A 21,256-nucleotide genomic window follows, 5' to 3' on the forward strand; every position below is an offset into this window, starting at 1 on the left:
TTACGCCCCTCACTCACTGGCTGGCCCTGTCCCTGTATGCAGAAGAAGAACAAAGTGGTGATGCTCGCGACCCTGTTTGTCGTGGTCGTAGTGATAGGCGTCTGGGCAGTGACCCGCCCCGCGGCAAAGAAGGTCAGCACCCCGGTTGCCGTGCCGGTGCGCGTGATCAACGTGACGCAGGAAGACGTGCCGCGTTACGTCACCGGGATCGGCTCGGTGCTGTCGCTGCAAAGCGTGGTGATTCGCCCTCAGGTGGATGGCATCCTGACCAAGGTGTTGGTCAAGGAAGGCCAGCAGGTCAAGACGGGTGATCTGCTGGCAACCATCGATGATCGCTCGATCCGCGCCGCCCTCGAACAGGCCAAGGCGCTGTTGACCCAGAGCCAGGCACAGCTGAACGTGGCCAATGTCGACCTCAAGCGCTACAAGCTGCTGACCGTCGACAACGGCATTTCCAGGCAGCAATACGATCAGCAGCAAGCGCTGGTCGATCAACTCAAGGCCACGGCGCTGGGTAATCAGGCGTCGATCAATGCCTCGCAGGTACAGCTTTCCTACACCCAAATACGCTCGCCCGTGACAGGTCGGGTCGGCATCCGCAACGTAGATGAAGGCAACTTTCTGCGGGTCAGCGATGCGACCGGACTGTTCTCGGTGACGCAGATCGACCCGGTAGCGGTCGAGTTTTCCCTGCCGCAGCAGATGCTGCCCACGCTCCATGATCTCATTGCCTCAAGCACGCCCGCGCCAGTCAACGCCTACCTCGGCGAAGGTGCGACCGGCACGTTGCTGGGCCAGGGCAAGTTGCTGTTGATCGACAATCAGGTGGCGGCCAGCACCGGCACCATCCGCGCGAAGGCGATATTCGACAACGCGGACGAGAAGCTGTGGCCCGGTCAACTGGTGACCGTGCGCATTCAGACCGCCATCGATCGCAACGCCTTGAAGGTTCCGCCGCAGGTGGTGCAGCGGGGCATCGACCAGCATTACGTGTATCGGGTCAAAGGCGACACAGCCGAGGTGGTGCCGGTCAAGGTGCTGTATCAGGACAGCGACCTGATGCTGATCAGCGGTGTGGAGGTCAATGACGTATTGGTCAGCGACGGTCAGTCGCGCCTGAAAAACGGTGCGCACATCGAGGTGGTCAAGGGTGATCCTGTGGACACACTGGCCGACTCCACCGGGGCGGCGAAATGAACGGCCGCGGTTCTATCTCCGCCTGGTGCGTCAATCACCCGATCGCCACGGTTTTGCTGACGTTCGCGCTGGTGCTGCTGGGCTGCATCGCCTTCCCTCGCCTCCCGGTGGCGCCGCTGCCGGAAGCCGAATTTCCGACAATTCAGGTTGCGGCCCAGTTGCCCGGCGCCAGCCCGGAAACCATGGCGTCCTCGGTGGCGACGCCCCTTGAAGTGCAGTTCAGCGCCATTCCCGGCATGACCCAGATGACGTCGAGCAGCGCGCTGGGCTCCACCAACCTGACGCTGCAATTCACCCTCAATAAAAGCATCGACACCGCCGCGCAGGAAGTGCAAGCGGCCATCAACACGGCGGCCGGGCGCTTGCCCGCAGACCTGCCGACGCTGCCGACCTGGCGCAAGGTCAACCCGGCGGACAGCCCGGTGCTGATCCTCAGTGTCAGCTCGAACCTGATGCCCGGCACCGAACTCAGCGACGTCACCGAATCCCTGCTGGCGCGTCAGTTGAGTCAGATCGATGGCGTCGGACAGGTCAACATCACCGGCCAGCAACGTCCGGCGATCCGTGTCCAGGCAGCGCCCGAGAAACTCGCGTCCATCGGGCTGACCCTCGCCGATTTGCGGGAATCCCTGCAGCAGACCAGCCTTAACCTGGCCAAGGGCGCGCTGTACGGCAAAGACAGCATTTCCACCCTGGCCTCCAACGACCAACTGTTTCAGGCGAAGGACTACGAACAGCTCATCGTTTCCTACAAAGATGGCGCCCCGGTTCATCTGCGCGACGTGGCGCGGGTCATCAACGGTTCGGAAAACGCCTACGTGCGGGCCTGGTCCGGTGATCAGCAGGGGGTGAACATCGTGGTGTTCCGCCAGCCCGGCGCGAACATCGTCGAGACGGTCGATCGCGTGCTCGGCCAGTTGCCCAAGTTGCAGGAAATGCTCCCGGCGTCGGTGGACGTCTCGGTGCTCAGCGACCGCACCAAAACCATTCGTGCGTCGCTGCATGAAGTTGAAATGACACTGCTGATCGCCATCGCGCTGGTGATTGCGGTCATGGCGCTGTTCCTGCGCCAGCTCTCTGCGACGCTGATCGTGACCGCCGTGCTGGGCGTGTCCCTCGTTGCCAGTTTCGCGCTGATGTACGTGCTCGGTTTCAGCCTGAACAACCTGACCCTGGTGGCCATCGTGGTGGCGGTGGGGTTTGTCGTCGACGATGCGATTGTCGTGGTGGAGAACATCCACCGACACCTGGAAGCCGGCGAAAGCATGCGCGATGCGGCGATCAAGGGTTCCAGCGAAATCGGCTTTACCGTGGTGTCGATTAGCTTTTCGTTGATCGCCGCGTTCATTCCGCTGCTGTTCATGGGCGGCGTGGTGGGCAGGCTGTTCAAGGAGTTCGCACTGACCGCGACGTCGACCATTCTGATTTCGGTGGTGGTCTCGCTGACGCTGGCGCCGACCCTTGCGGCGCTGTTCATGCGCGCGCCGAAACACGATCCCCACGCCAAGCCCGGCTTCGGTGAACGATTGCTCGCGCGGTATGCCCGCGGCGTGCGGTTCGCCCTCGCCCACCAGCGATTGATGCTGGGAATTTTCGGCCTGACTCTGGTGTTTGCGGTGGCCGGCTATGTGCTGATCCCCAAAGGTTTCTTCCCGGTTCAGGACACCGGCATGGTGCTGGGCACGAGTGAGGCGGCGGCGGATATTTCCTTCCCGGACATGATCGAGAAACACAAACAGCTGGCGAAAATCATCGCGGCCGATCCGGCGGTCAAGGCGTTTTCCCATTCGGTGGGCGTCAGTGGCAGCAACCAGACGATCGCCAACGGTCGGGTGTGGATCGCCCTCAAGGACCGAGAAGACCGGGATGTCACGGCCAGTCAGTTCATCGACCGGATCCGGCCGAAACTGGCGCAGATCCCCGGCATCGTCTTGTACCTGCGGGCCGGGCAGGACATCAACCTGAGTTCCGGGCCGAGCCGCGCGCAGTACCAATACGTGCTCAAGAGCAACGACGGCGCGCTGCTGAATGTCTGGACGCAGAAGCTGACCGACAAACTGAAGACCCTGCCGGCCTTTCGCGATCTTTCCAATGACTTGCAACTGGGCGGCAGCGTGACCCATCTGGACATCGACCGCAGCGCCGCCGCGCGCTTCGGCCTGACCACCGCGGATGTCGATCAGGCGCTGTACGACGCCTTTGGTCAGCGGCAGATCAACGAATACCAGACCGACATCAACCAGTACAAAGTCATTCTGGAACTGGAGCCACAACAGCGCGGCAAGGCCGAAAGCCTGAACTACTTTTACCTGCGCTCGCCGCTGACCAATGAAATGGTGCCGTTGTCGGCGCTGGCCAAGGTCGGCGCGCCGAAGATGGGACCGTTGTCGATCAGCCATGACGGCATGTTCCCGGCCGCCAACCTGTCGTTCAACCTGTCGGCGGGCGTGGCGCTCGGGGATGCGGTGGTGCTGCTCGATCAGGCGAAGAACGAGATCGGCATGCCGGCCTCGATCATCGGAAACTTCCAGGGCGCGGCCCAGGCGTTCCAGAGTTCGCTGGCCAACCAGCCGTGGTTGATTCTCGCGGCGCTGGTGGCGGTGTACATCATTCTGGGCGTGCTCTATGAGAGCTTCGTCCATCCGCTGACGATCATTTCGACCCTGCCCTCCGCCGGTATCGGTGCGCTGTTGCTGCTGTGGCTGATGGGGCAGGACTTTTCGATCATGGGTCTGATCGGGATCGTGTTGCTGATCGGCATCGTCAAGAAGAACGGCATTCTGCTGGTGGACTTCGCCCTGGACGCTCAGCGCAATCGCGGGATGTCCCCGCGCGACGCCATTTATGAAGCCTGTCTGACGCGCTTTCGGCCCATCATCATGACCACCCTGGCCGCATTGCTCGGCGCGCTGCCCTTGATGCTCGGTTATGGTGTCGGCGCCGAGCTGCGTCAGCCGTTGGGCATTGCCGTTGTCGGAGGGTTGCTGGTGAGCCAGGCGCTGACGCTGTTCACCACGCCCGTGATCTACCTGCAACTGGAGCGTCTTTTCCACCGCCCGCGTCAGACGCCTGGCTCGACAGCGGCTGACTCGATAGCGTCTGGCCCGGCAGCATCCGGTAAGCCGGCGGTTGCGGAACTGGCCACTGAAAAGTAAGCCGTTGAAACCACGTACCCAATAAGCAAGCAGTGAAAAAGTGAGCGTGGACCGATGCGTGTCCTGATTATCGAAGACGAAGAGAAAACCGCCGATTACCTGCACCGGGGCCTGACCGAGCAGGGTTACACCACCGACGTCGCGCGCGAAGGCATCGAAGGCCTGCACATGGCGCTGGAAAGCGAATACGCGGTGATCATTCTCGACGTCATGCTGCCCGGCCTTGATGGCTATGGCGTACTGCGGGCCCTGCGTGCGCGCAAACAAACGCCGGTGATCATGCTGACCGCCCGAGAGAACGTCGACGATCGCATTCGCGGCCTGCGCGAGGGCGCTGACGATTACTTGGGCAAGCCGTTCTCGTTTCTGGAACTGGTCGCGCGTCTGCAAGCCCTGACCCGGCGCAGTGGCGGCCACGAGCCGGTGCAGATCAGCGTCGCCGATCTATGGATCGACCTGATCAGCCGCAAGGCCATGCGGGGCGGCGTGCGTCTGGACCTCACGGCGAAGGAGTTTTCGCTGCTCAGCGTGCTGGCCCGGCGCCAGGGGGAAATCCTGTCGAAGACGTCGATTGCCGAGATGGTCTGGGACGTGAATTTCGACAGCGATGCCAACGTCGTCGAAGTCGCGATCAAACGCCTGCGCGCCAAGCTCGACGGGCCGTTCGAGCAAAAACTGCTGCACACCATACGCGGCATGGGTTACGTGCTGGAGAGCCGTCGTGTCGACTAATTCCATCGCCCTGCGCCTGAGCGGCATGTTCGCCCTCGTGGCGCTGCTGGTGTTTATGTTGATCGGCTGGGCGCTCTACCTGCAAGTGGACAAGGGGCTGGGGCTGTTACCGGAAGCCGAAGTCGACGCCCGTTACAGCGTCCTCGAATCGGCGGTCCAGCGTTACGGAACGCCCGAGCACTGGGCCAAGATCAACACCAAACTCAAGCTGCTCAGCGAGGAGGACAAACGCCTGCGCTTTTGGGTAGTCAGCGACAATCCGACCTATGAATTCGGTAATCCGGACGCCGAGATCCGCGCCTTCGCCAAGGGCCCGTTGGGCATGCGCGACTTGAACCTGAGCGGCCATGAGTACCCGTTCAAAGTTTTGGTCAGTCAGTTCCCGGCGAAAGACCAACGCCCGCCGCTGCGTTTTCTGACAGCGGTCGACACCGAAACCTTCTGGCAGACCCAGCATTCCCTGCTCGTCGCGCTGATCAGTCTGGCGGCCATCGGCATCCTGCTCGCGTCTGCATTGGGTTACTGGGTGGCGCGTATCGGCCTGAAACCGCTGACGGAGTTGTCCTTGGAGGCGCGCAAGCTGACGCCGCCACGACTGAGTGGGCGCCTGAAGTTGTCGCCGCTGCCGCCAGAGCTGGATCAGTTCGTGACGTCGTTCAACTCGACGCTGGACCGGGTCGAACAGGCCTATTCGCGGTTGGAGTCGTTCAATGCCGACGTTGCCCACGAGTTGCGCTCGCCGCTGACCAATCTCATCGGCCAGACCCAGGTGGCGCTGACCCGAGGGCGATCGGCCGAGCATTACTTCGAGGTGCTGCAATCCAATCTCGAAGAACTCGAACGGCTGCGCTCGATCATCAATGACATGTTGTTTCTCGCCAGCGCCGATCAGGGCAGCAAGGCCACGCAACTGACCCAGGCCTCGCTCGCTCAGGAAGTGGCGAAGACCCTGGATTACCTGGATTTCATTATGGAAGACGCCCAGGTGCAGGTTGAAGTGCGTGGGGATGCCAACGCGCCGATCGAAACCGCGCACTTGCGCCGGGCGCTGATCAATCTGCTGCACAACGCGGTGCAGCACACCTCGCCGGGGCAGTTGATTCAGGTGGATATTCGCGATGAGGGCGATCACGTCAGCATCGGCGTGACCAACCCCGGCGCGCCGATCGCCGGGGAGCATTTGCCCAAGTTATTCGAGCGCTTCTACCGCGTCGATGCCTCTCGCAGCAACAGCGGCGCCAATCACGGGCTTGGCTTGGCGATCGTCAAAGCCATCGCCCTGATGCACGGCGGTACGGTGTTCGTGCGCAGCGAGCATGGGGTGAATACGTTCGGGATTAATTTGCCGAGTTAAGTGGGACGCGTGTCACCCCACGATGTTAGTTCCACGCTCCGCGTGGTAACGCCGCCCGGGATGCTCCGCGTCCCCATCCGCACTCCAGTGACGCGGAGCGTCATGAGCGGCATTCCCACGCGGAGCGTGAGGAACGATCCTCGTGGTGATCAACCCTTCTTCACAAACTCCGACTTCAGCTTCATCGCGCCGATGCCGTCGATTTTGCAGTCGATGTCGTGATCGCCGTCCACCAGGCGGATGTTTTTGACTTTGGTACCGACCTTGACCACCAGCGACGAGCCTTTGACCTTGAGATCCTTGATTACCGTGACGGTGTCGCCGTCCTGCAGCGTGTTGCCCACAGCGTCCTTGATCACCTTGGTGTCATCGCCCGCTTCGGCGCTGGCCCCGTCAGCCGACCATTCGTGGGCGCATTCCGGGCACACGAACTGGCTGCCATCTTCGTAGGTGTACTCGGAACTGCATTTTGGGCACGGCGGTAAGCTCACGGCGGATCTCGCATCAGAGGAATAGGCGCAGGATTATAAGGGTTTTTACGCGGTTGAGGAGCAGGCGCCTGAAAGTGCTGGAAACATCACTCGCTGCTGTAGTCTCAATCGCAAGTGCGGCGAGGTGCCGCGATCAGGGCGAGGCGTCAGCAATGAACGATCCATTTGATCTGCAGCGATTTGTCGAGGCGCAAACGCCGACGCACGAACGCGCACTGGCGGAGCTGCAATCCGGGCGCAAGCAGTCCCACTGGATGTGGTTCGTGTTCCCGCAACTCGCGGGTTTGGGCCACAGTGACATGGCCCGGCGGTACGGCATCAGTGGGCGCGACGAGGCGATTGCCTATGTGCAACATCCGGTATTGGGCGAACGGCTGGCGCGCTGTTGCGAGGCGCTGCTTGAATGGAAAGACCGCAGCGCCATGCAGGTCATGGGCTCGCCGGATGACATGAAGCTGCGATCAAGCATGACGCTGTTTGCAGCGGTCGCGCCTGATACGCCGATTTTCCAGCAGGTGCTTGACGCGTTTTTCGACGGCAAGCCGGATGCCGTCACGCTGTCGAAGCTGGCCTGAGGCAGCCGCCCTCCACCTCAGGCCAGCGCCGTGTCCATCACCATCATCAAACAGAACCCGACCAGCAATCCGAAACTGGCGATTTTGTCGTGACCGTTTCGGCGGGATTCGGGGATGACTTCGTGGGTCACCACCAGCAGCATTGCCCCGGCCGCCAACGCCAGTCCCACCGGCAACAGTAATGCGGCCACTTCCACCAGCCAGGCGCAGAGCACCGCGAATACCGGCTCGACCAATCCGGACGCCGCGCCGATCAGAAACGCCTTGAACCGGGACATGCCGGCCGCCGCCAAGACCAGCGCGATGACCAGCCCTTCCGGCACGTCCTGAATGGCGATACCCATCGCCAGGCTGTCGGCGTGGGCCAGACCGCCACCCGCCGACACGCCCACTGCCATGCCTTCCGGAATGTTGTGGGCAATGATGGCGATGACAAATAGCCAAATATTCGAAGGAATGGCCGGCTTCCCCGCCACCTCCGACAACGGCGACCCTCTGGAAACCAGCGTGTCGACCAGAAACAAACCGGCCGCGCCGAGCAGTATCCCGAAGCTGATCAACGCACCGGCGCCCCACGGGGTGAAGCCCAGATCGTGGGCCGCGCCAAGGCCCGGCACGATCAACGAAAACGCTGTCGCCGCCAGCATGATGCCGGCGCCGAAACCCAGCAGGCCGTCGGACACCGCCACCGGCATTCCGCGAATCACCAGCACCGGCACAGCCCCCAAAGCGGTACCCAATGCGCAGAGGGCACCGCCTTCAAGCGCGCGCAACATTCGGGGCTCAAGCGCCACCCATGTAAGTCCCTGGGCCACCAGCAGACCGGCCCCGACGAGGACCAGCATCGAGCCCAATGCCAGCCGCAATAAACGCACGCTGCCGAGAGCCAGTATGTCCGAGCGCATAAATCGCCTTATCCGAGTTCTGGGAGGTTTCAGCCGATCGCCGCTGCGTAGCGCCTGGCAACTTCATCCCAGTTGACGACGTTGTAGAACGCGGCGATGTATTCCGGACGACGGTTCTGGTAGCGCAGGTAATAGGCATGCTCCCAGACGTCCAGACCGAGGATCGGCGTGTTGCCGTTCATGAGCGGGCTGTCCTGATTGCCGCTGCTTTCCACGACGAGTTTTTTGTCCGGGGTAACGCTCAGCCAGGCCCAGCCGCTGCCAAAACGGGTCAGCGCCGCTTTGGTGAAAGCGTCCTTGAACGCTTCGAATCCGCCTACCTGTTCGTCGATCGCCGTCGCCAGCGCACCGCCTGGAAGACCGCCGCCCTTGGGGCTCATGACGTCCCAGAACAGCGAATGATTGGCATGACCGCCGCCCTGATTGATCACCGCCGGGCGCAGCTTTTCCGGAAGCTCGGCTACGCTGGCAACCAGCTTCTCGATCGGCCACTCCGCGTATTCAGTGCCCTCAACGGCTGCATTGAGGTTATTGATGTAGGTCTGGTGGTGCTTGCTGTAGTGAATTTCCATGGTCTGCGCGTCGATGTGTGGCTCGAGCGCATCGTAGGCGTAGGGCAAGGCAGGCAAGGTAAAAGGCATGTCAGTGGACTCCATACGAAAGGGTGCCGGCGCGGGCGGCGTGGAGCTGTAGCGCCGAGCGAGAATGTTCGCCGTTGCTGTTGAGCAGGCCACGGGTGCGTGGGTACTCGCCGTATTGGCCGACGAAACCCAAAAGTTCGCTGTAGGTTTTATTGCTGTGACGCAGCGCGGCCTGTCGCAGGGCGGGCGTCATTTGCGGGTCCTGAATCACATTCAACAGTCGCTGATGGACGGCGCACAGGTATTCGGCGCTCTCCTCCGGCTGACCCAGGCTCAGGTGCAGATCCGCCAGGTTGTGGTGCGAAATCACCAACGCCGCCACGGCCTCATCGGCGACGCTCCAGCGGTCGAAGAGCACTTGCGCCAGCGCGAGGGCCTGCAGGTACAGCTCGCGCCCATCGATCAGGTCGCCTCGGTTGAAGCAACTGTTACCGCTCAGGATGGTACGTTTCCATTGCTCCATGGCGCAGGTCCTCACGAGTGGCGCCGGCGACCAGAAGCCGTCGGCAGGGCGTTTTGCGGATTCGATGGCGCGGGTTCCGTCAGCGGAATCGACGGCAGCAGTGCGCAGGTTGCCAGGCGCTGGGCGAAGGCTTGAACGCGTTGCTGTTGCGCAGCGGATTCGGCGAGCGCCTGCATGTCACGCAGCGGTCGCCATGCCTGGTCCAGGCACAGACAACGCCAATGCCAGGGCAGCGCGGTGTCGCTGGCGGTGTCGACCAGCAGGCGAAAGGTGCTTTCACAGATGAGGGATTTGGGCGTGGCGGTGAAGCGCGCCAGATAGCGACCTTCCGCAAGGTAGTGCTCGATGAGCCGCGGCTCGTCCGGATCCAGCGCGCAGCGAATCCGCAGACTCAATGCGCGCCAGTTTTCCAGGTAAGGCGACTCGTGCAGAACAGTACCCATGACCGAGGCCCATCTAACGAATGAGATTCATTATTAAATGAGTTTAAGAATCAACACAACCCCCACTGATGGATTGAGACCCTGCTCTGATCTCAAGAACACTCAACTGTAGGAGCGCGCTTGCCCGCGAATGGCGGAGGATCAGCTTCATTTTCTGTGACTGACACACCTACATTCGCGGGCAAGCGCGCTCCTACAGGATTCGGGTGTGACATGAATCGAAAAACACCCACAAAAAAGGCCCGCACCGGAATCGGGGCAGGCCTTGGGGGTGAAGCGTTAACTCAGAGTGTGATCAGCTCCCCGCCACCATCATTTTCTCGATCAGCACGGAACCGGTGCGGATGTTGCTGCGCATCTCCAGATCACTGCCCACGGCGACGATCTGCTTGAACATGTCGCGCATGTTGCCAGCAATGGTCACTTCCTGAACCGCGAACTGGATCTCGCCGTTCTCGACCCAAAAACCCGCCGCACCGCGGGAATAATCCCCGGTGACCATGTTCAGGCCACTGCCCATTAACTCGGTGACCAGCAGCCCGCGTCCCATGCGGCGGATCAGCGCCGCCTGGTCTTCGGTGCCGTGGCTGACGAACAGGTTATGCACGCCCCCTGCGTTCGCGGTGCTCGGCAGGCCCAGTTTGCGGCCCGAATAGGTGCTGAGGATGTAGGACACCAGATCGCCGTTTTCGACGAAGGGCTTGGCATAGGTCGCCAGGCCATCGCCGTCGAACGCGGAGCTGCCCATGGCGCCGACCAGATGCGGGCGCTCGTCGATGGTCATCCACTCGGGGAACAGGCGCTGACCGATCGCGCCTTCGAGAAACGATGACTTGCGGTACAGGTTGCCGCCGGAAATCGCGCCCAGCAAACTGCCGAACAGACCGCCCGCCAGCTCCGCCGAGAACAGCACCGGCACTTCGCAGGTCGGCACCGGCCGTGCGCCCAGTCGGCTCGCGGCGCGCTCGGCGGCTTTCTGGCCGATCAATCGGGCGTCCATCAACAGCTCGCCACGACGATTAACGTCATACCAGTAGTCGCGCTGCATCTGCCCTTCGCCTTCGGCGATCATCACGCAGCTCAGGCTGTGGCGGGTCGACGCGTAACCGCCGATGAAACCGTGGCTGTTGCCATACACGCGGCAGCCCTGATGGACGTTCAGCGTGGTGCCGTCGGCGTTCTTGATCCGGCTGTCGGCGTCGAAGGCAGCGGCTTCGCAGATCAGCGCGCGTTCGATGGCCTGCTCGGGGGTGATGTCCCACGGGTGATATAGATCGAAATCCCGATGGTCTTTCGCCATCAATGCGGCGTCGGCGAGACCCGAGGCCTCGTCTTCCGACGTATGTTTGGCGATGGCCAGCGCCGCAGCCACGGTCTCGCGAATGGCATCAGGCCCGCTCGCCGACGTGCTGGCCGAACCCTTGCGCTGGCCTACATACAAGGTGATGCCGAAACCCTGGTCACGGTTGAATTCGACTGTCTCGACTTCCCGCTGGCGAACCGTGGTGGACAGGCCCTGCTCCAGCGACACAGCGACTTCGCACGCGGTCGCGCCCTGACGTTTGGCTTCAGCGACGATCTGCTCGACCTGCTGCTGCAATGCCGGCAAAGCCTGCGGGCCGACGCTTTCTGATGCACTCATGACGTTCTCCATCAAATTCTGATTTCAGCAGCCGGGCCGGACAACCGGGCCCTGACTGGTTATCATGGCGGCGTTTATTTGCGGACGGCCCCCATGGTTGATTCTTACGACGACTCCTTCGACGGAGAGAAAAGCAAAACCCAGGTCAAACGAGAGCTTCACGCTCTGGTGGAGCTGGGCGAACGCTTGACGACATTCAAGCCCGATGTGCTGGCCAAGCTGCCTCTGACCGACCCTCTGCGTCGGGCACTGGCTGATGCTCCCAAGCACACCGCGCACATTGCGCGCAAACGCCACATCCAATTCATCGGCAAGCTGATGCGCGATCAGGATCTGGATGAAATCCTGGTGCTGCTCGATCAGCTTGACGCCTCTACGCGCCAGTACAACGAGCGCTTCCACAATCTGGAACGCTGGCGTGATCGCCTGGTGACCGGTACCGACGACGTGCTTGAGCAGTTCGTCAGCGAATACCCGGACGCCGACCGTCAGCAACTGCGCTCGCTGATCCGTCAGGCTCAGCACGAAGCTGCGCAGAACAAGGCCCCTACCGCGACCCGCAAAATCTTCAAATACATCCGCGAGCTAGACGAAAGCAAACGCGGACTGCGCTAGAACTGCTGCGCCGTTTGAATCACTCAACCGGCGCACCCCCTCGACCATCACGCCGCGCCTGTGCCGCCAACGGTGATCGCATCGATCTTCAGCGTAGGCTGACCCACGCCTACCGGAAGCGATTGACCGTCCTTGCCGCAGGTGCCGACGCCGCTGTCCAGGGACAGATCGTTGCCGACCATCGACACACGGCTCATGCATTCCGGACCGTTGCCAATCAGCGTCGCGCCTTTGACCGGCGCGGTGATTTTGCCGTCTTCGATCAGATAAGCCTCGCTGGTGGAGAACACAAACTTGCCGCTGGTGATGTCCACCTGTCCGCCGCCGAGGTTGGCGCAGTAAATGCCGCGCTTGACCGAGGCGATGATTTCCGCCGGATCGCTCTGGCCGCCGAGCATGTAGGTGTTGGTCATGCGCGGCATCGGCAGGTGCGCGTAGGACTCGCGACGACCGTTACCCGTGCGCGCGACGCCCATCAGCCGTGCGTTGAGCTTGTCCTGCATGTAGCCCTTGAGCACGCCGTTTTCGATCAGCGTGGTGCACTCGGTCGGGGTGCCTTCGTCATCGACGGTCAGGGAACCGCGGCGATCGGCCAGCGTGCCGTCATCGACGATGGTGCAGAGCTTGGACGCGACCATCTCGCCCATACGACCGCTGTACGCCGAGCTGCCCTTGCGGTTGAAGTCGCCTTCAAGACCGTGGCCGACGGCCTCGTGCAGTAACACGCCGGACCAGCCGGAGCCCAGTACCACCGGCAAGGTGCCCGCCGGCGCCGGAATCGCTTCGAGATTGACCAGCGCCTGACGCAGGGCTTCACGGGCATAGCCCATGGCGCGGTCGTCGTTGAGGAAATAACGGTAATCGGTGCGTCCGCCGCCGCCGTGTCCGCCGCGCTCACGACGGCCGTTCTGCTCGACGATCACGCTGACGTTGAAACGCACCAGGGGACGTACGTCGGCAGCAAGACCGCCGTCAGTCGAGGCCACAAGAATGCGCTCCCAGACACCGGCCATGCTCACGGTGACCTGCTGAATACGCGGGTCAAGCGCACGAGTGGCGGCGTCGACGCGCTTGAGCAGCTCGACTTTCTCGGCACGGGTCATGACTTCCAGGGGGTTGTCCGGCGCATAAAGCTGGGCGACGTCCTGGGTGGTGAACGCCTGAACCCGCCCTTCCTGGCCAGCGCGGGAAATCGAGCGAGCGGCCCGGGCCGCCTGGGTCAGGGCTTCATGGGTAATGGCGTTGCTGTAGGCGAAGCCGGTTTTCTCGCCTGACTGTGCGCGTACGCCGACGCCCTGGTCCAGGTTGAAGCTGCCTTCTTTGACGATGCCGTCTTCCAGTGCCCAGGACTCGGAAATCTGCCCCTGGAAATACAGGTCGGCGGCGTCGATGCCTGGGCCGGCCAGCTCGCCGAGCACCGATTGCAGGCTGTCGATGCTCAGGCCGCCTGGTGCCAGAAGGTGTTCGCTGACAGAGGACAAGTGGCTCATATTCACTCCGGGGTATTGGCAGGTCGCACGGCGGCCTGCGAAAAAAATCGCCGGTGATTCGCTACCGGCATGCGCGCCCGTATGGACGCTTGTTCTACGCTGTCTCGTTCGGCCAGCAGCACGGCTTCACCCTGCGCCTGCTCGGCCAGCACGCGGCCCCATGGATCTATGATCGCCGCGTGCCCAAATGTTTCTCTCGGCCCCGGATGAATTCCGCCCTGCGCCGCCGCCAGCAGGTAGCACTGGGTTTCGATGGCCCGGGCGCGCAGCAGAATCTCCCAGTGCGCCGCGCCGGTCACGGCGGTAAAGGCCGACGGCGCGGTGATCAATTCAGCCCCCGCTTCCCGCAGCGCAGTGTACAGCTCGGGAAAGCGCAGGTCGTAACACACCGACAGCCCCAGCCGTCCGACCGGCGTATCGGCCACGACCACGTTGTTGCCGTGGGCGTAATCGTCGGATTCCCGGTACCGCCCTCGTGCATCGGCGACATCGACGTCGAACAGGTGCAGCTTGTCGTAACGCGCGACCTGCTGGCCCTGATCGTCAATCAGCAGCGAACACGCCGTGACTTTGCCATCAGGCTGGCCTTCAGGGGGCAGCGGCAATGTCCCGGCAACTATCCATAAGGTGAGGTCGCGAGCGGCAAGTTTCAACCATGGCAGGATCGGACCTTCGCCAATGGCCTCGGCGCGGCCGATGGCGGCCACATCGCGACGGCCCATTGCGGCGAAGTTTTCCGGGAGCACGGCCAGTTTCGCGCCCGACGCAGCCGCCTGTTCCAGCAACCTGCGCGCCTGGGCCAGATTGCCGAGCACGTCGCTCTGGCTGACCATCTGAATGACTGCGAAGGACATACGCGCTCCCTGATCGATAGAACTGCACTCTACTCCAAGCACCGATGATGGGCTCGCCCGGCGGCTCGAATTCATCGTCACTGCACCACCCTTCCCGGCTGAAGCCGGTCCCACTAAGGCTGCGCGTTCATCCCGTGGGTCCGGCTTTAGCCGGGAATCTTTCAAGTGTCACACCGCAGAGCAATTGAAGAGCCGCAGATCAGAATGCAGGAGCGCGCTTGCCCGCGAAAGCGTAGGTACGGACGACCCGAATGCGTCGGATGTACCGGCCTCTTCGCGGGCAAGCGCGCTCCTACACCGATCAGCGGCAGACAGTGAACGCTCGTGGCACCCACTGGCCTCTTCCCGGCTGAAGCCGATTCCATTGACACCGCGCTCACTAGTGGGACCGGCTTTAGCCGGGAAGGCGTCGGAAGACACACCGCAAGGGTCGGGCGTCACGCCAAGGCAGTGATTACTGCCGTTTCTCGAACGGCTTGTCGAAGGTGATCTTGGGTTCTTTCCATGGCCCTTCGACCTTGTACTGGACGCTGGCGAAGCGCGATACGCGATCGCCCAGCAGTTTGTCGACGAGGAACAACGCGCCGCCAATCGCCGGTGCGCCGACGATCAACGCGGCAATCGGCAAATTATTGGTTACCGGCAGGGTCACCAGCAGCTTGGCGTCGACACGGTCGCGGACCATGTCCAGCGTGCCGTCGAGTTCCAGGTTGGTAGACGGGCCGGTCATGGTGATCGGGTCGCGAGTGACATACACGCCATCGCTCGCCACCAGCAGTCCTTTGACCTTATCGTAGCTCAGCCCCTTGCCCAACAGGTCGGAGAAGTCCAGACGCAGACGCCGGCCTATGGAATTGAAGTTGAGCAGGCCGAACACCCGCAATGCCTGCGCGCCACCCTCGACCTCAACGAACTGGCCGTTTTTCAGCGTCGCATCCAGGTTGCCGGAATAACGCTTCAACCCCACCCAGGCGGGCGAGCCCGGCCAGCGTCCGTCAGCGTTCAGCTCGAACTCCTGACTGGTGACCGTCGGCGCGAAACCCCAAGCCTTCAGCACATCCGCAAGATTCTTGCCGCTCACCTGGCCCTTGAACCAACTGCTGGTCGTCCCTGGTGTACCTTCCCACCCCCCATTACCCAGCAGCGCAATGCCTTTGAGGCCCAGATTCATGTCGGCCATCTGGATACCGTTCGGCGTCGGGCGGATCCTGAGCGACCACGCACCCATCAATTGATCGCCCTGAAACAGCTGCGTGATCTTGATGTTCAGCGCGGGGATCTTGCGCGGGTCGACGTCCGCCAATGGGTCCGGCGGGTTTTCCACAACCGCAGCGTTCGGGTCTGGTGCGGGCAAACGCACGTACAACAGATTGATGTCGATCGGCGCGGTTTTGCTGTCCGGCAACGTCGCAGTGCCTTTCACCTTCGAACTGTCCAGCGACAGCGCCCACGCGGTGTCACTGCGGTTGAGCTGAACCCCCGCCTGCTCCAGCGTCGTCCCCATCGCAGTCAGCTTGCCGATTTGCAAATCGACGCTGTTGAGTAACTGCTTGGCGCTGCCCCCCGGGTCATTCCCGGCGTAACGCTCAGCCATGGCTTGCCAGGGCGCGATATCCAGCTCCGACAGCGAACCGCGAACACGCAATCCCTTGGCGTCCGGCACGATCGCCCCGCCTTCACCGAGGAATAGCTCGCCACGCCCATCGGCGAACTTGCCCGGCGGCGACGCGAACGCCAGATTGGCGATATTGCCGTAGCCGACGTCAATGCGCCGTTCCGGGCCTTGGAGGTTCATGCGGAAATCGGTGTCGCGCGCGTCATCAGCAGATTTTCCGAACGGAGCTGGCAAATCCACTGCCAGACCTTTCAGATTCGAGTTGATCTGCAACTGACTGGCGTTGCCGCTCAATGTCAGCTGCAGCTGATAGGGCAGATCACCCGAGATCGGCAGCGGCTGCGTCACGCCCAGCCAATCGGTCAGGCGCTTGCTGGCGATCTGGCTGCTGGCAGTCACACGCGTCACCGGCGCCCCCGGTTTGCCTTCGGCGAAGATCTCGGCGTTCACCGGCTTGTCGAAGGCGACGGCCTTGATGTTCTTGCCGCTCAGGCCCTTGGTGTAATCGAAGCGGAAGTCGCCGCGCAATTGCGTCAACTCCAGCACCGGATCGGCGAGCTTGAGACGCGAATTGTCGGTACTGAAATCCATTACGACCTTGGGCTCCTGCCCCTTGACCAGCGGGATATCCAGATTGAGGTGCCCCTGCAGCGGTCCTTCCGCCTGCCAGCCAGCGAAGGTCTGGGCGGTGCCGATCGGCGCTTCCTGAAGAATCTTCATGCCGTCCTGAAGGCTGCCCTTCAAGTCACTGTCCACCAACAGATGGCTGGACTGGCCCGCCGGGACATGGGGAATGTCCACCGCGACATTGCTGACCTGGGTGTTCAGCAGCTGACCCTTGTTGGCCCGAATGCGCACGCCGCTGTTCTCAACGAAGACGTCACCGTCGACATTGTTCAGCTGCGGCCATCCCGGCTGAAAGGCCAGGCTCGCGTTGCGCACCTTGAAGAACAGGCTGATGACACGCGCCACGTCAGGCGCGTCTTTGTTGATCGAACCCTGATACTGGAAGAAACCCTGATCGACGTTGCCACCCAGAATCGCGGTGCGCAGCCATTGGTCGAGGGCTGGGCTGAGCACGGCGGGCAGGTACTTGGAGGTGTAGCGACCGTCGCCGTCGACCAGCCCGACGCGCAGGTCCATGTAGTCTTCCTGGCTGTGATCAAAGTGCAGGCGAATGAGGAAATCGCTGGCGATGTTGCCCTCCTCCCCCTCGACCTTGATGTAGGGCGCAATCAGCGTGAAGCCTTGATCATCCAGCGACCAGGTCAGCTTTGCATTGGCGTGCCGGTACTTCCATTCGTTACGGAAGATCGGGTCCAGGTGCAGCATGAAATCATCGGTGTCGAGGCGCAGTTCGCCCTGGCCCAGATCCCCGCTGATGGCACCGCTGACGTTCCCCGCCGCCGGCGCGCCGTGGTAAGCGTCGAAACCGACCTTGTCGAGATTGGCAGCGAAGCTCAGTCGCTTGGGCGCCTCGGCCTGCGGTCGGTAATCGACCAGCACATTGCGCAGGCCGCCAGTGACTTTCAGGCGGTCGACCGCCACCATGACCTTGTCGGGCAACGGCGCCAGTGAGTCCAGCAGCGGCGTAATCGGCGTCAGATCAAGACGGTCCGCCTGTACGTGCCACAGCTCTTCGGCGTCGGCCGTCGCAGCGGTCTGCTGCAGATCAACGCGACTTTCCCAGCGCTTGCTGTTCAGGTCCATCGCCAACGAATCGAGCGTGGCGCTGAAGCCTTTTTCGTCGCGCACAAACCACGCATTGAGGGCCAGATTGTCAATGCGCGCGGGCTTGCGGTCGGCGTACGCGCCTTTGAACTGCGGCGCGTTCAAGCGGGCAACGGCGCTTTGCACATTGCCCTTGCCCCAGTTCAGCCACAGCTCGCCGCCGGCCTTGAGCTTCTGGATCTTCCAGTCGCGGGTCAGGCTCTTCGGCAACCATTGCGACCACTCGCTTTGCGGCAAGCTCAAATAGGCCTGGGCCTCGCCATCGCGCCATTCGTGGGCGCGCACGGTGGAGCGAACGTTCAGCGACAGCGGCTGGCCGTCAGGCAGGTTCAGGCGAGCGTCGAGGCGCTGATGCAGACTGCCGGTCTTCAGCGTCAGGCTCACGTAGGTCAGCGTCAGGGGGGAATGGTCATACGGCTGCAAGGTGATCTGGCTGTCGAACAGCGACAGGTGCGAGACCATCTGCATCTGATTGAGGATTTGCTCGGGGTCGAAGGGCTTGTCGGTTTGAACAGGGAGCCCTTGCAGTGCCCAGTGGCCGGTCTGGTCTTCCTTCAGGCCGATCTGCAGGCCGTCCAGCTCAAGCCGTTCGAGGCGCACTTCGCGGGTACGCAGGCTGGCGAGCAGGTCAGGCATGGCCCGCACGTGATCGAGCCGAACGGCATTGCCGCCTTCACCGATCATTACATCGCGCGCGACCAAAATGGGGGCGAAGCCGCTCCAGCTGCCTTCCAGCCGACCAATGCTCACCGGCATGCCCAGCGCAGTCTGCGCCTTCGCCTCAACGTCGGCGCGGTATTCGGCCACCATCGGCACCAATTGACGGCCGACACTCACGTACAGCGCAACCAGCACCACGAAAAGGGCGCACAGGCTCAGCCCCCAACGGGTCAGCACAGCCAGAAACCGGGTCAGACGCTCCATGTCGCTACGCCTCCGCAAAAACTGCCTGCATATGGCATCCGGCCCAATCGTGCAGGTGCGGGTACGTCCAGGTTGTGCTCAATCGCCACGCGTTGTTCTCTTTGGACGGCATCCGTTCCGTCTGCCTCAAGGGCACTGTTTTCTGTATTCAACTGCACCGCCACTCGGCAGCACGGCGCATCACGCACTCTCAGAGCAGCACGACGTCATATTGTTCCTGGGAGTACATGGTCTCGACCTGAAAGCGAATGGTCCTGCCAATGAACACTTCCAGTTCGGCCACATTGCCGGATTCTTCGTCAAGCAACCGGTCGACCACTTTCTGATTGGCCAGCACGCGGTAGCCCACCGCCTGATAAGCCCGGGCTTCGCGCAGAATCTCGCGGAATATCTCGTAGCAGATGGTTTCCGGGGTCTTCAGCTTGCCACGGCCCTGGCAACTGCTGCACGGCTCGCAGAGCACTTGCTCCAGGCTTTCCCGGGTGCGCTTGCGCGTCATCTGCACCAGGCCCAGTTCGGTGATGCCGATGATGTTGGTTTTGGCGTGGTCACGCTCAAGCTGCTTTTCGAGGGTCCGCAGCACCTGTCGCTGATGCTCGGCGTCTTCCATATCGATGAAATCGATGATGATGATGCCGCCGATATTGCGCAGCCGCAGCTGCCGGGCAATGGCAGTCGCTGCTTCAAGATTGGTCTTGAAGATGGTCTCTTCGAGGTTGCGGTGACCGACGAACGCACCGGTGTTCACATCGATGGTGGTCATGGCTTCGGCGGGATCGATGACCAGATAGCCGCCGGACTTGAGCGGTACCTTGCGGTCCAGCGCCCGTTGAATTTCGTCCTCGACGCCGTACAGGTCGAAGATCGGCCGCTCGCCGGGGTAATGCTCAAGGCGATCGGCGATTTCCGGCATCAGCTCAGCGACGAACTGGGTGGTCTTCTGGAAGGTCTCGCGGGAATCGATGCGAATCTTCTCGGTGCGCGGGCTGACCAGATCGCGCAACGTGCGCAGCGCCAGACCGAGGTCTTCGTAAATCACGCTGGCCGGGCTGATGGTTTTGATCTGCTCGCCAATCTGGTCCCACAGCCTGCGCAGGTAGCGGATGTCCATCATGATCTCGTCGGCGCCCGCACCTTCGGCCGCCGTGCGCAGGATGAACCCGCCCTTCTCCTTGATCCCTTCCTTGGCGACGCAATCGCTGACCACTTGCTTCAGGCGTTCGCGCTCGGCTTCGTCTTCGATTTTCAGGGAAATGCCGACATGGGCCGTGCGCGGCATGTATACGAGGTAGCGCGACGGGATCGACAGCTGGGTCGTCAACCGTGCGCCTTTGCTACCAATCGGGTCCTTGGTGACTTGCACCACCAGACTCTGGCCATCGTGGACCAGCGAGCTGATGGTCTCCACGGCCGGGCCTTCGCGCATGGAGATTTCCGAAGCGTGAATAAACGCCGCACGGTCCAGACCGATGTCGATGAACGCCGCCTGCATGCCAGGCAGCACGCGCACGACTTTGCCCTTGTAGATATTGCCCACGATCCCGCGACGCTGGGTGCGTTCGACGTGCACCTCTTGCAACACCCCGTTCTCAACGACCGCCACGCGCGATTCCATCGGCGTGATGTTGATCAGAATCTCTTCACTCATGACTTGTCACCTTCCGGGCGTTGCCAACAGGGTATGCCGAAACGCTGGAGGATTTCTGCGGTTTCGCACAACGGCAAGCCGACCACGGCGGAATAACTGCCACTGAGGTTTTCCACGAACACCGCGCCCAGGCCTTGAATGCCGTAGCCGCCGGCCTTGTCGCAGGGCTCGCCGCTGGCCCAGTAGCGGCGTGCTTCATCCTCCGGGATCGCCCGGAAGCGGACACGGCTGGTAACGGTTCGGGTTTCGCAGCGCTCTTCGTGCACCACCGCGATTGCGGTCAGGACTTCGTGTTCCCGGTTCGACAGTGCGGCGAGCATCGCCAGCGCCTCGGCTTCGTCCGCCGGCTTGCCGAGGATGCGGCCGTCCAGCACCACGGCGGTGTCGGCGCCCAGGACGCAGGCGGTCGGGTAGGCAGGATCGTTGGCGAGATGCAGCAGCCCGGCGTCCGCCTTGCCACGGGCCAGCCGCAGGACGTACGCGGCAGGGGGTTCGTTGGCCAGAGGGGTTTCGTCGATGTCGGCGCTGAGGGTCGTGAACGGCACGCCGATCTGGGTTAGAAGCTCACGACGGCGCGGGGAGCCGGAGGCCAGAAGAAGTTGGGGCATGGGACGTCTCCGTGTCGTTGATCACAAGCGTAGCCTTGGTGCACACCGCTGACGTGATGGTGGTCACACCAGCTTCTTCCCTTGTAGGACCGGCTTCAGCCGGGAAAGCGTCGGGTGTCACACCGCAGAACTGATGGCGCTCACACCGGCCTCTTCCCGGCTCAAGCCGGTCC

Annotated in this window: 17 protein-coding genes; 6 read left to right on the top strand and 11 right to left on the bottom strand. The window is 62.3% G+C overall.

Going from position 1 to position 21,256, the window contains the following annotated elements; all coding sequences use genetic code 11:
* The first annotated feature begins 36 nt into the window (after nt 1-36).
* The 4 genes from BMY98_RS06700 to BMY98_RS06715 are packed head-to-tail and all read left to right on the top strand — an operon-like array spanning nt 37 to nt 6,438.
* On the top strand, nt 37-1,197 hold the full coding sequence (locus BMY98_RS06700; RefSeq protein WP_074886433.1) for an efflux RND transporter periplasmic adaptor subunit: 1,161 nt from the start codon (nt 37-39) through the stop codon (nt 1,195-1,197).
* A complete protein-coding gene (locus tag BMY98_RS06705) occupies nt 1,194-4,352 on the top strand; it encodes a multidrug efflux RND transporter permease subunit (protein WP_074886436.1) in 3,159 nt (1,052 codons plus the stop codon). The genes BMY98_RS06700 and BMY98_RS06705 overlap by 4 nt, the downstream gene beginning before the upstream one ends.
* A gap of 54 nt (nt 4,353-4,406) precedes the next feature.
* On the top strand, nt 4,407-5,084 hold the full coding sequence (locus tag BMY98_RS06710) for a heavy metal response regulator transcription factor (protein ID WP_074886439.1): 678 nt from the start codon (nt 4,407-4,409) through the stop codon (nt 5,082-5,084).
* A complete protein-coding gene (locus BMY98_RS06715; RefSeq protein WP_074886443.1) occupies nt 5,074-6,438 on the top strand; it encodes a heavy metal sensor histidine kinase in 1,365 nt (454 codons plus the stop codon). Before BMY98_RS06710 ends, BMY98_RS06715 begins: the two co-directional genes overlap by 11 nt.
* Nucleotides 6,439-6,587: 149 nt before the next feature.
* Here BMY98_RS06715 and BMY98_RS06720 read toward each other — a convergent pair whose 3' ends face one another.
* Entirely contained in the window at nt 6,588-6,929 is a 342-nt protein-coding gene (locus BMY98_RS06720; protein ID WP_074886446.1) for a zinc ribbon domain-containing protein YjdM, read from the bottom strand.
* 152 nt (nt 6,930-7,081) lie between these two features.
* Between BMY98_RS06720 and BMY98_RS06725 the strand changes: the two genes are divergently transcribed.
* Complete coding sequence (locus BMY98_RS06725) at nt 7,082-7,504, top strand: DUF1810 domain-containing protein (RefSeq protein ID WP_074886449.1); 423 nt, start codon at nt 7,082-7,084, stop codon at nt 7,502-7,504.
* A 17-nt stretch (nt 7,505-7,521) separates the two neighbouring features.
* Here BMY98_RS06725 and BMY98_RS06730 read toward each other — a convergent pair whose 3' ends face one another.
* The 5 genes from BMY98_RS06730 to pmbA all read right to left on the bottom strand — a co-directional run bounded on the left by BMY98_RS06730 (nt 7,522) and on the right by pmbA (nt 11,598).
* Nucleotides 7,522-8,409 carry a ZIP family metal transporter gene (locus BMY98_RS06730; RefSeq protein WP_074886452.1) on the bottom strand — a complete coding sequence of 296 codons (888 nt, stop codon included), beginning with the start codon at nt 8,407-8,409 and terminating at the stop codon, nt 7,522-7,524.
* A gap of 29 nt (nt 8,410-8,438) precedes the next feature.
* Complete coding sequence (locus BMY98_RS06735; RefSeq protein ID WP_074886455.1) at nt 8,439-9,050, bottom strand: superoxide dismutase; 612 nt, start codon at nt 9,048-9,050, stop codon at nt 8,439-8,441.
* A gap of 1 nt (nt 9,051) precedes the next feature.
* Nucleotides 9,052-9,513, bottom strand: a complete 462-nt coding sequence (locus tag BMY98_RS06740) for a hypothetical protein (RefSeq protein ID WP_074886458.1) — start codon at nt 9,511-9,513, stop codon at nt 9,052-9,054.
* Nucleotides 9,514-9,524: 11 nt separating this feature from the next.
* On the bottom strand, nt 9,525-9,956 hold the full coding sequence (locus BMY98_RS06745) for a FagA protein (RefSeq protein WP_245760028.1): 432 nt from the start codon (nt 9,954-9,956) through the stop codon (nt 9,525-9,527).
* A gap of 295 nt (nt 9,957-10,251) precedes the next feature.
* The gene (gene pmbA, locus BMY98_RS06750; RefSeq protein ID WP_074886461.1) at nt 10,252-11,598 is read right to left on the bottom strand and encodes a metalloprotease PmbA; all 1,347 of its coding nucleotides are present in this window, start codon (nt 11,596-11,598) and stop codon (nt 10,252-10,254) included.
* A 93-nt stretch (nt 11,599-11,691) separates the two neighbouring features.
* Between pmbA and yjgA the strand changes: the two genes are divergently transcribed.
* Nucleotides 11,692-12,213 (top strand): ribosome biogenesis factor YjgA, encoded by a 522-nt coding sequence (yjgA, locus tag BMY98_RS06755; RefSeq protein WP_065990105.1) that lies wholly within the window; start codon nt 11,692-11,694, stop codon nt 12,211-12,213.
* A 47-nt stretch (nt 12,214-12,260) separates the two neighbouring features.
* On the opposite strand, the gene tldD is transcribed toward yjgA, so the two are convergent.
* From tldD to BMY98_RS06780, 5 genes are all read right to left on the bottom strand, one after another.
* Nucleotides 12,261-13,703, bottom strand: a complete 1,443-nt coding sequence (gene tldD, locus BMY98_RS06760) for a metalloprotease TldD (RefSeq protein WP_074886463.1) — start codon at nt 13,701-13,703, stop codon at nt 12,261-12,263.
* A gap of 2 nt (nt 13,704-13,705) precedes the next feature.
* Complete coding sequence (locus BMY98_RS06765; protein WP_074886466.1) at nt 13,706-14,557, bottom strand: carbon-nitrogen hydrolase family protein; 852 nt, start codon at nt 14,555-14,557, stop codon at nt 13,706-13,708.
* Between the two features lie 454 nt (nt 14,558-15,011).
* On the bottom strand, nt 15,012-18,827 hold the full coding sequence (locus BMY98_RS06770; RefSeq protein ID WP_074886469.1) for a YhdP family protein: 3,816 nt from the start codon (nt 18,825-18,827) through the stop codon (nt 15,012-15,014).
* Nucleotides 18,828-19,017: 190 nt separating this feature from the next.
* A complete protein-coding gene (rng, locus tag BMY98_RS06775) occupies nt 19,018-20,475 on the bottom strand; it encodes a ribonuclease G (RefSeq protein ID WP_037012596.1) in 1,458 nt (485 codons plus the stop codon).
* Nucleotides 20,472-21,083, bottom strand: a complete 612-nt coding sequence (locus tag BMY98_RS06780) for a Maf family protein (RefSeq protein ID WP_074886471.1) — start codon at nt 21,081-21,083, stop codon at nt 20,472-20,474. Before BMY98_RS06780 ends, rng begins: the two co-directional genes overlap by 4 nt.
* Nucleotides 21,084-21,256: the final 173 nt, after the last annotated feature.

It is taken from the genome of Pseudomonas graminis (genome assembly GCF_900111735.1).
Taxonomy (GTDB): domain Bacteria; phylum Pseudomonadota; class Gammaproteobacteria; order Pseudomonadales; family Pseudomonadaceae; genus Aquipseudomonas; species Aquipseudomonas graminis.